Annotated in this window: 13 protein-coding genes; 9 read left to right on the plus strand and 4 right to left on the minus strand. The window is 60.5% G+C overall.

Features of this window, described 5'->3' with window-relative positions; translation table 11 throughout:
- Positions 1-56 precede the first annotated feature (56 nt).
- Both JL39_RS10270 and JL39_RS10275 read right to left on the minus strand, forming a co-directional pair.
- Positions 57-911 carry an AraC family transcriptional regulator gene (locus JL39_RS10270; protein ID WP_037149373.1) on the minus strand — a complete coding sequence of 285 codons (855 nt, stop codon included), beginning with the start codon at positions 909-911 and terminating at the stop codon, positions 57-59.
- Positions 912-1,029: 118 nt separating this feature from the next.
- On the minus strand, positions 1,030-1,794 hold the full coding sequence (locus JL39_RS10275; RefSeq protein WP_052182800.1) for a GntR family transcriptional regulator: 765 nt from the start codon (positions 1,792-1,794) through the stop codon (positions 1,030-1,032).
- Between the two features lie 164 nt (positions 1,795-1,958).
- On the opposite strand from JL39_RS10275, the gene JL39_RS10280 reads away from it, so the two are divergent.
- The 7 genes from JL39_RS10280 to JL39_RS10310 are packed head-to-tail and all read left to right on the plus strand — an operon-like array spanning position 1,959 to position 10,626.
- Positions 1,959-3,224 (plus strand): M20/M25/M40 family metallo-hydrolase, encoded by a 1,266-nt coding sequence (locus JL39_RS10280; RefSeq protein ID WP_244446861.1) that lies wholly within the window; start codon positions 1,959-1,961, stop codon positions 3,222-3,224.
- 21 nt (positions 3,225-3,245) lie between these two features.
- On the plus strand, positions 3,246-4,796 hold the full coding sequence (locus tag JL39_RS10285) for an ABC transporter substrate-binding protein (RefSeq protein ID WP_037149378.1): 1,551 nt from the start codon (positions 3,246-3,248) through the stop codon (positions 4,794-4,796).
- 60 nt (positions 4,797-4,856) lie between these two features.
- Positions 4,857-5,804, plus strand: coding sequence for an ABC transporter permease (locus JL39_RS10290; RefSeq protein ID WP_037149709.1), 948 nt, complete (start codon positions 4,857-4,859; stop codon positions 5,802-5,804).
- Positions 5,797-6,621 carry an ABC transporter permease gene (locus JL39_RS10295; RefSeq protein WP_037149381.1) on the plus strand — a complete coding sequence of 275 codons (825 nt, stop codon included), beginning with the start codon at positions 5,797-5,799 and terminating at the stop codon, positions 6,619-6,621. The genes JL39_RS10290 and JL39_RS10295 overlap by 8 nt, the downstream gene beginning before the upstream one ends.
- A gap of 10 nt (positions 6,622-6,631) precedes the next feature.
- Entirely contained in the window at positions 6,632-8,263 is a 1,632-nt protein-coding gene (locus tag JL39_RS10300) for an ABC transporter ATP-binding protein (protein WP_037149383.1), read from the plus strand.
- 22 nt (positions 8,264-8,285) lie between these two features.
- Positions 8,286-9,506 carry a M20/M25/M40 family metallo-hydrolase gene (locus JL39_RS10305; RefSeq protein ID WP_037149384.1) on the plus strand — a complete coding sequence of 407 codons (1,221 nt, stop codon included), beginning with the start codon at positions 8,286-8,288 and terminating at the stop codon, positions 9,504-9,506.
- Position 9,507: 1 nt separating this feature from the next.
- Positions 9,508-10,626 carry a Xaa-Pro peptidase family protein gene (locus JL39_RS10310; RefSeq protein ID WP_037149386.1) on the plus strand — a complete coding sequence of 373 codons (1,119 nt, stop codon included), beginning with the start codon at positions 9,508-9,510 and terminating at the stop codon, positions 10,624-10,626.
- Between the two features lie 299 nt (positions 10,627-10,925).
- On the opposite strand, the gene preA is transcribed toward JL39_RS10310, so the two are convergent.
- Both preA and JL39_RS10320 read right to left on the minus strand, forming a co-directional pair.
- Complete coding sequence (gene preA / locus JL39_RS10315; protein WP_037149387.1) at positions 10,926-12,239, minus strand: NAD-dependent dihydropyrimidine dehydrogenase subunit PreA; 1,314 nt, start codon at positions 12,237-12,239, stop codon at positions 10,926-10,928.
- A gap of 15 nt (positions 12,240-12,254) precedes the next feature.
- A complete protein-coding gene (locus tag JL39_RS10320; RefSeq protein ID WP_037149388.1) occupies positions 12,255-13,616 on the minus strand; it encodes an NAD(P)-dependent oxidoreductase in 1,362 nt (453 codons plus the stop codon).
- Between the two features lie 225 nt (positions 13,617-13,841).
- On the opposite strand from JL39_RS10320, the gene JL39_RS10325 reads away from it, so the two are divergent.
- Both JL39_RS10325 and JL39_RS32115 read left to right on the plus strand, forming a co-directional pair.
- Entirely contained in the window at positions 13,842-14,255 is a 414-nt protein-coding gene (locus tag JL39_RS10325) for a DUF2325 domain-containing protein (protein ID WP_037149391.1), read from the plus strand.
- Positions 14,236-14,457, plus strand: coding sequence for a hypothetical protein (locus tag JL39_RS32115; protein WP_037149394.1), 222 nt, complete (start codon positions 14,236-14,238; stop codon positions 14,455-14,457). Before JL39_RS10325 ends, JL39_RS32115 begins: the two co-directional genes overlap by 20 nt.
- Positions 14,458-14,477: the final 20 nt, after the last annotated feature.

Consider the following 14,477-nt stretch of genomic DNA (forward strand, 5'->3'; position numbering starts at 1 on the left):
GGAGGAGGGCGGGCGATCAGGCGATACCGAGGCGTATCAGACCTTACCGAGGAGTCTCAAAATCCTGGGGCCGAGAGCCGGGTGACGCTACGGAAGATGCTTGGTGAGGATCCGGCATGATCGTGAAAAAAGCGCGAAAAATGCGCCGGCACAGAAAAGCCGAGCCGGTCGCTGATCGTGGCGAAACTGTCCCTCCCGTCGGCGACGGCCGCGACGGCCTGCTCTAGTCGCTGCACATTGAGGAAGACGCGCGGGGTCACCCCTATCGACGTTTCGAACAGTCGGAAGAAATGCGCGCGCGAGAGACCGACGTCGATTGCCAATCGGTCGAGATCGGTGATGTCGCCCGGTGCCGCCTTCATGCGCTCGACGGCATTGCGGATGCGGAAGTCGAGCACGGAGCGCGATGCCAGGTCGCGGATCGAATTCGGCACCGCACGCCATTCGGCGAAACGCTCGATGACGGCGGTCATCAGCTCGCCGAGAAGAATCTCGTGGGCTTTGCTGCTGTTTGGCTCCTGTACCATGGCCTCCGCAAGCGTGCGGGTGCGCGAACGTATGTCCGGGGTGATTAAGCCTATATTGGAGGCGAAAAAATCGGGCGCATGGCTCGCCGCCCAGTTCGGTCGGAAATGACCGAGCCATTGCGGTTCAATATAAAGCGCAAGGATCACCGTCTTCGGGCGAGTCTGGTCGTGCGCATAGGCATGCGGCTCCCAGGCATTGATGAGAACGGCGCTTTCGTCGGTGAGCGGCACGAGCCTGTCGCGCACAGAAAACTGCGTATTGGCGCCCTCGACCTTCAACAGGACGTGGCAATGCGGGTGCGCGTGCCACACCAGGGGGCGATCCATATCCAGCAGCGCCACTCTCCCGAAGCGGCCGCGTGCGATGCGCAGAGCATTCGACATTGCTCAATTATTGGACATTTCCTAGAAACTACAAGCCCGGCAGTATCCCTCAAGGCCGATGCTAGCCTGGTCTCTTCAGGATACCTCTTTGTACTGCTAGACATTGTCAATCGCGCGCCTAACGTATCTCGTTGACGTATCTGTGATTTTGCGTCGTTGCGCGGTGCGCTGAAATCAGGACGGGCACGGCCATCTGGTCATACGCCACTTCATCGATCGTCAGCACAGCTGCCGGGAGTTTAAGATCCAGCCATCGCGCATCGATGTCGGTTGCGAGATCGGCGCCGATCTGCTCGCGGATCGCGGAGATGCGAATCCCGTATTTATCGAGCAGGTGAAGATAGAAGAGCGGCGGGATGTCCTCCTTCCGCTTTGGAAAGTCGGGAACCCGTTCAACAGGCAGCGTCAGTGTTTCGTGCATGATGGGCCGATCGTCGACGCTTCGATAGCGGTGAAAACGAACAATCGACGCATCTTTTGCGATCTGCAGCTTGTCTGCGTCACTGGCGGATGCCGTTTCGAAATCAAGCGACGTCACCGTTGTTACCGACTTGCTGAGTGATCCGTCGAGACCATGAAGACGGAAATACTGGAAGAACAGTCTCAGGCTGTGCTGGGGTTTGCGGCCGGTGACGATCGTCCCGGTCTTGCGGCGTCGGCTGAGCAGACCGTCGTTCGTGAGGTCCATCAAGGCGCGGCGGATGGTGCCGACGGCGACGCCGTAGGTTTGTGACAGGGCCACTTCACTGGGCAGGACGGAGCCGGGCTCCAGCGTGCCGATCATGATCGCTTCAGTGATTTGTCGCTTTACCACTTCGTAAAGCGGCAACGACAACTCGGTGAGCCTCGGTGCGTCTGATGAAATGTTGGGCGATTGTGGCAATCATTTGCCTCTTCTTTGGAGTTGACACGCGGTCTTTGTCTACGCAGTATTACTATATAGTTTATATTAATGCGCAAGCTGAGAGGCTTGTGCCGGAGGCCCTCCCGGGGGGTGCTATGATCGATCAGCAACCTGCTTCGCCGCAAGGCTCCCTGATGTCTGCCATGGCAGCGATTGACCGTGATGTCGAGATCGCCTTGCAGGCTTTGGCGCGAATGGTCGCGATCGACACATCTTTCCCTCCGGGGCTCGGCTACGATGCCTTCGCCGACCTGATGATGGAACTGCTGACGTCGTTGGAGTTCGAGTTCGAGCGCATTATCGTGCCGCGTGAGCTGTGGCATGTTCCGGGGGCGCCGGCTGCGGGGGGGCGCACCAATCTGATCGCGCGCCGTCAAACCGGGCAACCGGTCTGCGGCCTTTACTACCATGTCGACACGGTCCCCGTCGCACCTGGCTGGACACGTGATCCTCTTTCGCTGACGATCGAAGGCGACAATCTCTATGGGCTTGGCGCGGCGGACATGAAGGGTACGATCGCGGCGACGCTTCTGGCGCTGCATGCGGCCCAACGCTGCGGGGTGGCGTTGGCCTATGATCCGGTTCTGCTTTTGTGCACCGACGAGGAGGGGGGACTTTATCCCGGCATTCGTTATCTGGCCGAACAGCGGCTTCTTGAAGGTCACATCCTCAACTTCAACGGCACGGCCGCGCCGCGTATATGGGCGGGTTGCTTCGGCATCTTCAATCTTCAGGTGACGATCACCGGTCATGCCGTTCATGCCGGCGAGGGTAACCGAACTGGCACCGGCGTCAACGCCATCGAGGGTGCCTTGCCGATTCTAAACGCGCTCGCAGCCTTGAAGCCGGGCGTCGCCGCGCGAGCCTCCAAGCTCGCCCCGCCGCCGCATGCCACCGGACCGTTGCGCCCGCAGCTGACGATTTCCGCCATCCACGGCGGTACTGCGGGCGGTCAGGTGCCGGCCGAGCTCAAGATCCTCGTCAGCCGCCGTTATGCGCCAGAAGAAGCCTTTGAGGAGGCGCGAGCGGAGATCGAGGCGGTTGTCCGCGGTTGTATTGACGGTACCGAGCTCGGGCTCGCCATCGATCTGGTCGGACATCTTATTCCCACCGACGATCCCGAAGGCCCGCACTGGCCGCGATGGCAAAAGGCGCTGTCGCTCGGCTTCGGCTATCAGCCGGAGGATTTCCGTAAGTGGGGCGCTGCGAGCTGTTCCGATTTTGGCTACGTCCAGAAGGCTGGGTTTGGTCCGGAGGTGCTTCTCGGTGGATTGGGCCGACCGGAAAGCTGCATCCACAGCCCGGAAGAACATACGACCCGCCAGGATATTATCGCGCTCGCCAAGAGCATTCTCGCCTATCTCTCGGCAGATTTTGCCGCAGACGCCATTCCTGAAAATCGCACCTAGAACATCAAAGGGAACTCGAAAATGCTGGAAATGAAACGTCGCTTCTTCCTTGCTGGCACTGCCGCCGTCCTCGCCGCACCGCCGCTGAGTATCGCTCAGGCCGCAACCCCGGCCAAGGGCGGCACGCTGCGCATCTCCGTCGACCAGGCGGCAAGCGTCATTCATCCGCTGCTGACCCGCGTCAACCCGGAATATCTGGTGACTGAGCTGCTCTACAGCAACTTGACACGCCTGAAGGTCGATATGTCGATCGAGCCGGATCTCGCCGAAAGCTGGGCCGCGAATGATGGTCTGACCGAGTGGACTTTCAAGCTGCGCAAGGGCGTCGTCTTCCACGACGGTTCCGCGTTCACCGCCAGAGACGTCGTCGCCACCTTCAAGGCGATCCTCGATCCTGCGACCGCTTCCCCGGGGCGCAACAATGTCGGCCCGATCTCCGATGTCGTTGCCGTTGACGATACGACGGTTCTGTTCAAGCTGTCAGGCCCGTATGCCGACCTCCCCGTCGCCATGGCCTACACCAACGCTCGCATCATCCCGGCCGCGATCGCGACCGGCGACCTGAAGAGCCTTTCTACCAAGGCGGTCGGCACCGGCCCGTTCAAGCTCGTTTCCTATGAGCCCGATCGCCTGATCGTCGTTGAGCGCAACCCCGACTACTATGATCCGGCGCGTCCTTATCTCGACCGCATCGAGGTGCAGGTCTTCCCCGACATCTCTGCAGAAGGTTCGGCCCTGATTGCCGGCGATGTCGACATCATCTCGACCATTCAGCCAACCGAGTTTCTGCGCATCGACGGAACGGACGGCATCGATACGTTGCGCACGCCATCGGGCCAGTTTTGCAACATCAACTTCGGTTGTGACATGGCACCGTTCAACGATGCCCGCGTCCGCAAGGCGATCGCGCTTACCGTGGACCGCGAGGCGATGGTCGGTTTCGTCACCGAGGGCTTCGGCACGCCCGGTAACGACACGCCTCTGAACGCGTCCTACCAATTCTTCAAGGGCGTCAAGCAGCGCGAGAAGAACATTGCCGAAGCGAAGAAGCTGCTAGCCGAGGCTGGACATGCAAACGGCCTCGAATTGACCTTGATCGCTTCCGACCGGCCTGCGGTTCGCACGCAGCTTGCTGTTGCCTTGCGCGAGATGGCCAAGGAAGCTGGCATCACCATCAATGTCCAGACCATGCCGCACGCGACTTACCTCGAACAGGTCTGGAAGAAGGGCAGCTTCTACGTGGGTTTCTACAATATGCAGCCGACCCCGGACGGCATCTTCAAGTTGCTTTATACCTCCGATGCGTCCTGGAACGAGACGCGTTGGAACAACAAGGCTTTTGACGCGCTGGTCGCCGAAGCCCGCGGGACGGTCGATCCAGCCAAGCGTACCGAGCTCTATACCAAGGCGCAGGAAATCATGAACGAGGACGTTCCCTCGATCATCCCATCCTTTTTCGACGTGTTGGCAGCCAAGCGTAGGTGGGTGCAAGGGTTCGAGGCTCACCCGCGTGCGTCGGTATTCCGCCTTGATTATGTTTCGCTTGCCGACAATGCGCCGAAGCGCGGCTGATTTGTCAATGTCACCGGACGCCCCGCCGGGTGTCCGGCCCCCTTGCCAAGGAACACGCTCCTGTCTGCGAACTACATAGCCAAGCGATTGGCGATGATCGTCTACACGCTATTCGTCGTGTCGCTCATCGTCTTCGCCATCACTCAGATCCTACCAGCCGATGCAGCCGTCATGATGTTGGGCGAGAACGCCACCAAGGAGGCACTCGATGCGCTGCGTCAGACCATGGGGCTCGATGCTCCCGTCTGGCGGCAATACGCAACTTGGCTCTGGCACGTGCTGCAGGGCAACCTTGGTACTTCGCTTCGCACAGGCCAGCCAGTTGGCCCGGCGATGTTCGAAGCGCTCGGGCGCTCGCTGCTTCTGGCAGTGTTCTCCATCGGTCTGATGCTGATCCTTGCCGTTCCGCTTGGGATCATTGCTGCCATTCGCCGGGGCAAGGTTGCCGACATCGTGGTCAGCCTCGTCTCCTACGCCGGTGTCGCGTTGCCGGAATTCGTTACCGCGACGATTGCCGTGCTCATCTTCGCCGACTGGATGAAGTGGCTGCCACCGACTGGTTATGTGCCGCTGACGGAAAACTTTGTGGACGGCATCGTCCATCTCGTGCTGCCGGTCTGCGTCATCTCGATCATTCTCATCGCCCACGTCTCGCGCATGGTCCGCTCCGAGCTGGTCGATGTGCTGCATACGGATTATATTCGCGCTGCCCGGTTGAAGGGCATTTCATCGGGCCAGGTTCTTCGTCGTCATGCGCTGCGCAATGCGCTCCTGCCAACCATCACTATCGTGGCCCTCGATGTCGGGTACCTACTCGGTGGCGTGATTGTCGTGGAGGAGATCTTCGCAATACCGGGGATCGGCCGCCAGCTGATCGTCGCCATCCAGGCGCGCGACTTGCCGGCCATCCAGGCAGGCGTGCTGATCATGGCCGCCACCTATTCAATCGTCAATTTCATTGCCGACATCCTCTACGCTTGGCTCGACAAGAGGATCCAGTATGACTGAGTTCATGAAACGTCTCCTGAGGACGCCGCAGGGTGCCATCGGCATCTTGCTCGTGGTACTCGTCATGCTGATCGTCGTCTTCGGTCCGATGGTCGCACCGCACGACCCGGAAGCTCTCTCCCCGCTCTCCCGCTACAAGGGGCCGAGCCTTTCTTATTGGCTCGGAACCGACCAGTATGGCCGCGACATATTCAGCCGTCTGCTGATCGGCGCCCGCGCCACCGTCGTCATGGCCGTGCTCGCCACCATCGCGGGCACTTTGATCGGCGCCCTGATCGGCACCGCGTCCGCCTTCCTTGGCGGCCGCGCCGACGAGCTGATCATGCGCACCATCGATGCTGTCATGTCGATCCCGAGCCTGCTCTTCGCTTTGCTGGTGGTGAACCTTCTCGGCTCCAGCACGATCAATGCGTTGATTGCCGTCGCCATCGCCTTTGCACCGGGCATGGCACGCATCACCCGCAGCGTCGCGCTCTCCGTCCGCAAGCAGGACTACGTCAATGCGGCCATCGCCCGCGGCGAAAGCTCCGCCTATATCATCCGCCGCGAAATGCTGCCGAACGTCATTGCTCCGATCATCGTCGAGATGACCATCCGCGTCTCGTTTGCCGTGATGCTGTTCGCGACCTTGAGCTTCCTCGGTCTTGGTGCCCAGCCGCCGGCCGCCGAATGGGGGCTGATGGTCTCTGAAGCGCGCCGCTACATGCACTTGAGTGCCGGCATCCTGATCTGGCCGAGTGTGGCGATCGCCATCGTCGCTGTCGGCTTCAACCTTCTGGGCGACGGGCTTCGCGATGCCCTCAATCCGCGAACCTGAGGTAGACATTATGACCGATACAGAAGATTGCCCGGTTCTTGCGATCGAAAACTACTCGCTGGATTACGAGACCGCGAACGGTCCGTACCACGCGCTGAAGACCATCGATCTTGCCATCAAGCGCGGCGAAATTCTCGGGCTCGTCGGTGAATCCGGGTCCGGCAAGACCTCGCTTGCGTGGTCAATCATGCGCTACCTGCCGACGAATGCGCGCGAACCCGGTGGCAAGATCCTGCTCTGCGGCGACAACCTGCTGGAAAAATCCGAACGCGAGATGGAAACGTTTCGCGGCCGGCGTATCAGCATGGTGTTTCAGGATCCGAGCACGTCGCTCAACCCGACGCTGTCGCTTGGTACCCAACTGTCGGAAGTGCTCGTGCGCCATCGCAGGCTGACACGTCAGCAGGCGTGGAAGGAGGGCGAGGCCTTGCTGGCGCATGTGGGCCTGAAGACGCCGGCACAGATGATGCATCGCATGCCTCACGAAGCGTCAGGCGGCGAAAAGCAGCGCGTGGTTATCGCCTCGGCCTTTGCCTGCAACCCACAATGCATCATTTTCGACGAGCCGACCACGGCGCTCGACGTCATCACCTCGCGCCAAATCCTCGACCTTTTTGTAGGACTGCAGGCCGAGACCGGCGTCGCGTCACTTTATATCTCACACGATCTCGCGCTGGTCGCACGCACCGCCAGCCGTGTGGCGGTCATCAGGCGCGGGGATATCGTTGAGCAGGGCAGCGTCCGCGAGATCTTCACCCGTCCGAAGCAGGCCTACACCCGCGAATTGATCGCCGCCGTCCCCGATCCCGCCCATCGGTTGGTGAAGGATGATGTCGTTGCGACTGACGAACCACTGGTGAGGGTCGAAAACGTCAGCGTCTATTTCGGCCGCAAGCCGTTCTTCGCGGCCTTGACCGGCAGGAAGATGGACCTTGTCACCGGCAACAACGCCATCAACCTCGTCGTCAATGCGAGCGAAATCCTCGGTATCGTCGGTGAATCCGGTTCAGGCAAGTCGACGCTGGCCAAGGCAATGACCGGGCTTAATCGCTTCGAAGGTAGGATTTGGTTCGACGGGCGCGAGATCCGCAGCTCGTCCGACATGGACAATGCTTACCGCAAGGACGTGCAGATCATCTTCCAGCACCCGGATGCATCGCTCAATCCGCGCCAGAAGATCTCGGAAATTCTGTCACGTCCGCTGAAACTGTTCGGGGATACCACCGATCTCGACAAGCAGATCGGCGACATGCTGGAACAGGTACGCCTGCCGCGCACCCACGCGAACCGCTATCCGCACCAGCTTTCGGGCGGCGAGAAACAGCGTGTGGCGATAGCCCGCGCATTTGCTTCCAGACCGAAACTCGTCATCTGCGACGAGATCACCTCGGCGCTCGACGTCTCGGTGCAGGCCTCGGTCGTGGAGCTTCTCTTGGAATTGCAGAAGGCGAGCGGTACGGCCTATCTCTTCATCACCCACGACCTCAACCTGATCCGCCAGATCGCCCACCGGATCGCCGTCATGTATCGCGGCGACCTGATCGAGGTGGTGAAGGCCGATGAGATCGATAGCCCTGACCGGGCGGACTATACCCGCCGCCTGATCGAGGCGGTGCCGCGCGCCGCCGCCCAATATCAATGACACCGCATCAAGGAGCATGACAATGGACCCGAAGTCCCTGCTGGACCGGATCGACGAAAAGGCCTGCCTCGATTTCCTGTCGACGATGGTCCAGCACAAGAGCCACTCGGAGACCGAGGGCGAGAAGGACCTCGCCCGCTTCATGGCGAAAGAGCTTGAAAAGATCGGCGTCGAGGCCGAACTTCAGGCCTTCGACGAAGGGCGCCGTTTCAACACGATCGGCCGTCTGAAAGGGCAGGGCGGCGGCAAGAGCCTGCTGTTCAACGGCCATCTTGATACCAACCCGGTCACCGAGGGCTGGACGGTCGATCCCTATGCCGGCCTTGTCGATGACAAGTTCATCTACGGCATCGGCGTTTCCAACATGAAGGCGGGCGATGCTGCCTATTTCTGCGCCGTAAAGACGCTGCTTGACGCCGGCATCAAGCTGAAGGGCGATGTGATCCTGACCTTCGTCGTCGGCGAATTGCAGGGCGGCGTCGGCACGCTTGCCGCAATCAAAAGCGGCGTTAAGGCCGATTACTTCATCAACAGCGAGCCGAGCGACCTCGTCGCGGTCACCATGCATGCTGCAGCGTTGAGCTATGTGATCGAGCTGACCGGCGACACTCGCCATCTGTCGAAGCGGGAGGAATCAGTTGATGCCATCGCAGCTGCTTGCGACATCATCCCGCGCATCAACGCGATGACCTTCAGCGGCGCCAGGAGCGATGTTCACCGCTCTGTCAACCGCGGCCATGTCGGCGTCGTCCACGGCGCGCTCGGTCGCAATCTGGAAGAGTGGCGTCCGCCGCAGGTGGCCGATTTCGTCCGGCTCAAGGGGTCGTGCCGTTATGCTCCGGGCCAGACGCAGGAGGGTGTTCTGGCCGATCTGGACAAGGAATTGCGCGCGCTCGAGGGCCGCTTCCCGGGCCTCAAAGCCAAGCTCGTTCCGGAAATGATCGAAGGCCGTCCGCTGATGCCGCCCTTTGAAGTCTCCCCGGATTCGCGCATCGTCAGGTCGATCAACGCCGCTTACGAAGCCGTCCGCGGCCAAAAGCAGCCCACCGGCGCGATCACCCCGACACGCTTTTACGGCACCGATGCCGGCCACCTCTATCATGAGCTTGGCATGGAAGGCATCGTCTGCGGGCCGGGCGGTCGTTACAACACAATGCCCGACGAGCGTGTCGACATCGTTGACTTCCTCGACATGATCCGCGTCTACATGCTGACCATCCTCGATATCTGCGAGGCAGTCTGAGATGTTCTCCCGGGCAGAATTTGAACGTCGCATCGCTTGCGCCCGGGGCGCCATGATGTCCGCCGGTGTGGATCTACTACTCGTCGACAGCGGCGAGCTCCTGGCCTGGCTGACGGGCTATACCGTGTCTGAAACCATGTATCGCGCGGCCTTCCTGCCACGCGAGGGCGATGCCTGGTTCACGCTGCGCGCACTCGACGAGGCGCCGTGCCGTGAGAAGAGTTGGATTACGGATATCGTCGGTTTTGCCGATACGAATGAGGCGCTGGCTGCGGTTGCCGGCAGCATCCGCGATCGCGGATTTGCCGGTGTGCGGATCGGGCTGGATACCAACTCCTACAGCATGAGCGCCCAGACGTTCATGCGTCTGAAGACGCTTCTTCCACAGGCGGCATTCGTGCCCATGCCGGGGCTCAGCGATAGTCTGCGCTGGGTGAAGTCGCAAGAAGAGATCGCATTTCTCAAGCAGGCATCCTTGATCGCCGACAAGGCCATGCTGGAAATCGCGCGTCATGCCAGGCTTGGGATGACGACCCGCGATGCGGCTGCTATCGCCTCCAGTGTCTTCCTGCGCGAGGGCGCCGATACCGGCGAAGTCGGACCTGTCGTAAAGGCGCGCGGTAACCACGAGTTCTTGCATGGCGCGTTCAAGACCGAGGAGATCGAAGAGGGCGACATCTTGCATGTCGAACTCATTCCGCGCGTCGGAAACTACGGTGCGCGCATCATGCGGCCGATCATTGTCGGTGCACCCCCTGCCGCCCTTTCTGCCAGCGCTGACAGGCTGGTGGAACTTCAGGATCGGCAGATCGCAGCGATGAAGCCGGGGGCGATCGCCCGCGACGTGGATGCGATCATGAGGCAGGGAGCGCTCGATTCAGGCCTGCGGCCGTCTTATGACAACGTCACGGCTTACACATTGGGTCTATACACCCGCACCCCGCGCACCAGCGATTTTTCCGGCGTTTTTCTGCCGACGTCGGATTGGGCGCTGGAGGAGGGGATGGTGTTCCATCTTTATGCGACTGCGCTGGGTCTCGGCTTCAGCGAGACGGTCGTTGTCAGTAACGATGGGGCCCTGCGACTAACTCAATGTCCAAGGCACATTTTGCATACGTGATGAATTGTCAGGCGGCTCCGACGGATGGTCAAGCTGTAACCATCCAGGAAGCAGTTCACTAGAGTTAAAAAGGGGCCTACGGTTCGTTCTTAAAACATCAAAAGCGCAGTTGTTGCCGGAGCGAGAGATTTCATCATATGCCTCGTTGGCCTTTGACATCCATTCTTGCAACGCTGTTCATAGACATATGAGGTGACGAATTTGTTCCCTCAAAGCAGCGCCTCATCGTATGGCACTTCTGATCCGGAAAGGGCGGTGGAAAATGCCTCGGCCAAGCTGGCCGAGGCATCACGGTTCAGCTACTCCGCTGCCTGCCTTGCCATCGGATTGTTCGGATGCGTCGTCCAGTTGGCGTAGCTCGGATCGACCACTTTGCCCGTGCGCTTGTCGAGCGCGCCGGGTTCAAGCCCGACCATGGTGATGCAGTTTTCGACCGGACAGACGTTGACGCAGAGATTACAGCCGACGCATTCCTCTTCCATCACCTCAAAATGGCGTACGCCGTCGACCATGCTGGTGATCGCCTGATGCGAGGTGTCCTCGCAGGCGATGTGACAGCGGCCGCACTTGATACAGGCGTCCTGGTCGATATGCGCCTTGGCGATGTAGTTGAGGTTGAGATACTGCCAGTCGCTGACATTCGGGACGGCACGGCCGATGATATCGTCGAGGCTCCTGTGGCCCTTCGCGTCCATCCAGTCAGAAAGACCGGTGATCATCTCCTGGACAATCTTGAAGCCATAGGTCATGGCAGCGGTGCAGACCTGCACGTTGCCGGCTCCGAGCGCTAAAAATTCCGCCGCATCCCGCCAGGTGGTGATGCCGCCGATGCCAGAGATCGGTAGACCATAGGTTTCCGGATCACGGGCGATCTCGGCCACCATGTTGAGCGCGATCGGCTTGACCGCCGGACCGCAATAGCCGCCATGCGAGCCCTTGCCGCCGACCGTCGGATTGGGGGCAAAATTATCGAGATCGACGGAGACGATCGAGTTGATCGTGTTGATTAGCGAGACGGCATCAGTGCCGCCCGCCTTGGCGGCGCGCGCCGGCTTGCGGATGTCGGTGATGTTCGGGGTGAGCTTGGTGATGACCGGCATGCGGGTGTACTGCTTGCACCAGCGCACCACCATCTCGATATATTCCGGCACCTGGCCGACCGCGGAGCCCATGCCGCGCTCGGACATGCCGTGGGGACAGCCAAAATTGAGCTCGATGCCGTCGGCGCCGGTCTCTTCCACCAGCGGCAGGATCGCCTTCCAGGCGTTTTCCTCGCAGGGGACCATGATAGAGGCCACCAGCGCCCGGTCCGGCCAGTTCATCTTCACCTGCTTCATCTCGCGAAGGTTGGTGTAGAGGTCGCGGTCGGTGATGAGCTCGATATTGTTCAGGCCGAGCAGGCGGCGATCGGCGCCCCAGATCGCGCCATAACGCGGGCCGTTGACATTGACCACCGGCGGGCCTTCTTCGCCCAGCGTCTTCCAGACGACGCCGCCCCAGCCCGCCTTGAAGGCGCGCTCGACGTTATAGGCCTTGTCGGTCGGCGGTGCGGAGGCAAGCCAGAAGGGGTTCGGGGACTTGATGCCGACGAAATTGTTGCGGAGATCAGCCATGGTTCACACTCCCCCTCAAGCGACGGCAACGGCAGGCTGCGCACCGGCAGCAAGCATGCGGTTGATGGATTCAGCGGCATCGCGTCCTTGAGCGACGGCCGAGACGGTCAGATCCTCGCCGAGCCCGATACAGTCGCCGCCGGCCCATACACCCTCAATCGACGTGCGGCCTTCGGCATCGACGGCGATCTTGCCTTTGTCCATCGTCAGCGCTCCGAGGCCAGACGCCGCGAATGTCTGGCCGATCGCCTTGAAGATCTGGTCGGCGGCAATCACGCCGGTTTCTCCCGTGCCGACGAGCTTGCCGTCGCGCATCGCGGTATATTCCACCTCGATGCCGGCCACCTTGCCGTCCTTGCCGAGGATCGCCTTCGGCGCCAGCCAGTGGCGGATGATGACGCCGTTGGCGGTTGCGAGATCCTGCTCATAGGTCGAGGCGTTCATGTTCTCCCTGCCGCGGCGGTAGCAGATCGTCACTTCATCCGCCCCAAGCAGCTTGGACTGGATCGCTGCGTCGATCGCGGTCATGCCGCCGCCGATGACGACGATCCTCCGTCCGACCGGAATGGTTGCCTTGTCCTTCGCCTGCCGAAGCGAGGCGATGAAATCCACCGCGTCCTCGACGCCGGAAAGGTCTTCGCCCTCGACGCCGAGGCCGTTTACGCCGGCAAGCCCCATGCCGAGGAAGACGGTGTCATATCTGGTCGTCAGTTCGGCAAGCGAGAAATCGCGGCCGAGCGCCTGTCCGTTCCTGATTTCGATGCCGCCGATCGCGGTCACGTAATCCACCTCGCGGCTCGCGAAGTCGTCGACGGCCTTGTAGGTGGCGATGCCGTATTCGTTGAGGCCGCCCGCCTTTTCGCGCGCTTCGAAGATCACGACGGAATGGCCATGCATGGCAAGCCGATGGGCCGCGGCAAGACCGGCGGGGCCTGCCCCGACGATCGCGACCGTCTTTCCGGTCGGCGCCTTGCGGGCATAGAACTGCTTGCCCGTCTCCATTGCAATGTCGGTCGCATATCGCTGCAATCTGCCGATCTCGACAGGCTTGTCTTCCGCAGTGTTGCGCACACAGGCTTCTTCGCAGAGCGTTTCGGTGGGACAGACGCGGGCGCACATGCCACCCAGAATATTCTGGTCGAAGATCGTCTTGGCCGAACCCAGCGGATTGCCCGTGGATATCTGCCGGATGAACATCGGGATATCGATCGAGGTGGGACAGGCCGTCATGCATGGCGCGTCGTAACAGAAATAACAACGGTCGGATGCGACCAGCGCTTCATGCCGGTCGAAACGTGGGTGCAGGTCGGCGAAATTCGACTCATATTCCGCCGGCGTGAGGCGGCCGGCCTCAATACCGTTTCCCAGTCGATCCATCTTGGTTCCCTCTTTTATGGATTCATGGACAACTATTGATCAAAGCGTATCACAGCCAAAAAATTTATCAAACGGTAAATTTTTGTCGTAGCCGGCCTGTCAGGTGACTGAATATATCCTGATAAAAAGAGTCGACTTTAATCTTTACTATGAAAATCAAGTTTAATAAGGTGCGCTCCATCGAGGGATTGTCCCACCAGATTCGGCTGCCAAACGAGGAGCGTCATGGCGAAGAAACAGAAGCGGAAGAACGGCAATAGCGGCGCGGAGGAGACCGGCAAGACGGCATCCTCTGTCGCCAGCGGTAGCGCGATCGACGTCCGCAGCTTTCTCTATGTCGGAGGGAGGGACTGTCAGGTTGCGCATCTGCGCGAGATCGCCAGCAAGCATGGCGCCGAGTTGATCCATCATGACGGCGGCCTACGCGAAGCTGTTTCGCGCATCGATACGGTGTTGCCGTCGGTCGACTGCGTTTTCTGCCCCATCGACTGTATCAGCCACGATGCGTGTCTGAGGGTGAAGACCGGCTGCAAGAAATTCGGCGTCACCTTCGTTCCGCTGCGCAACGGCTCGAAATCCAGTCTGGAGCGGGCGCTCCAGACCATGAAGGAACGCAATGATGAACGAAGAACGTCGTGACATGAGCCTTTTCATCGGTCTGCACAAACTTGCCGAACAAAACGGCGATGGGCTCGTGCCGGAACTTTATGCGCTGCTATCCGCCCGCGCAAATGCAGGGCCGGATATGACCAATGTGGTGACTTTTTCCGCAAGCGTGTCTTCTCAGAAATCCTTATTACCGCCGGACCAGACGGGCAGGCTGCTGGCATTCCGGCGATAGTTCATTCAACCTCTTAAAGG

Origin of the sequence: Rhizobium sp. YS-1r (genome assembly GCF_000757525.1) — a bacterium.
Lineage (GTDB): Bacteria > Pseudomonadota > Alphaproteobacteria > Rhizobiales > Rhizobiaceae > Neorhizobium > Neorhizobium petrolearium.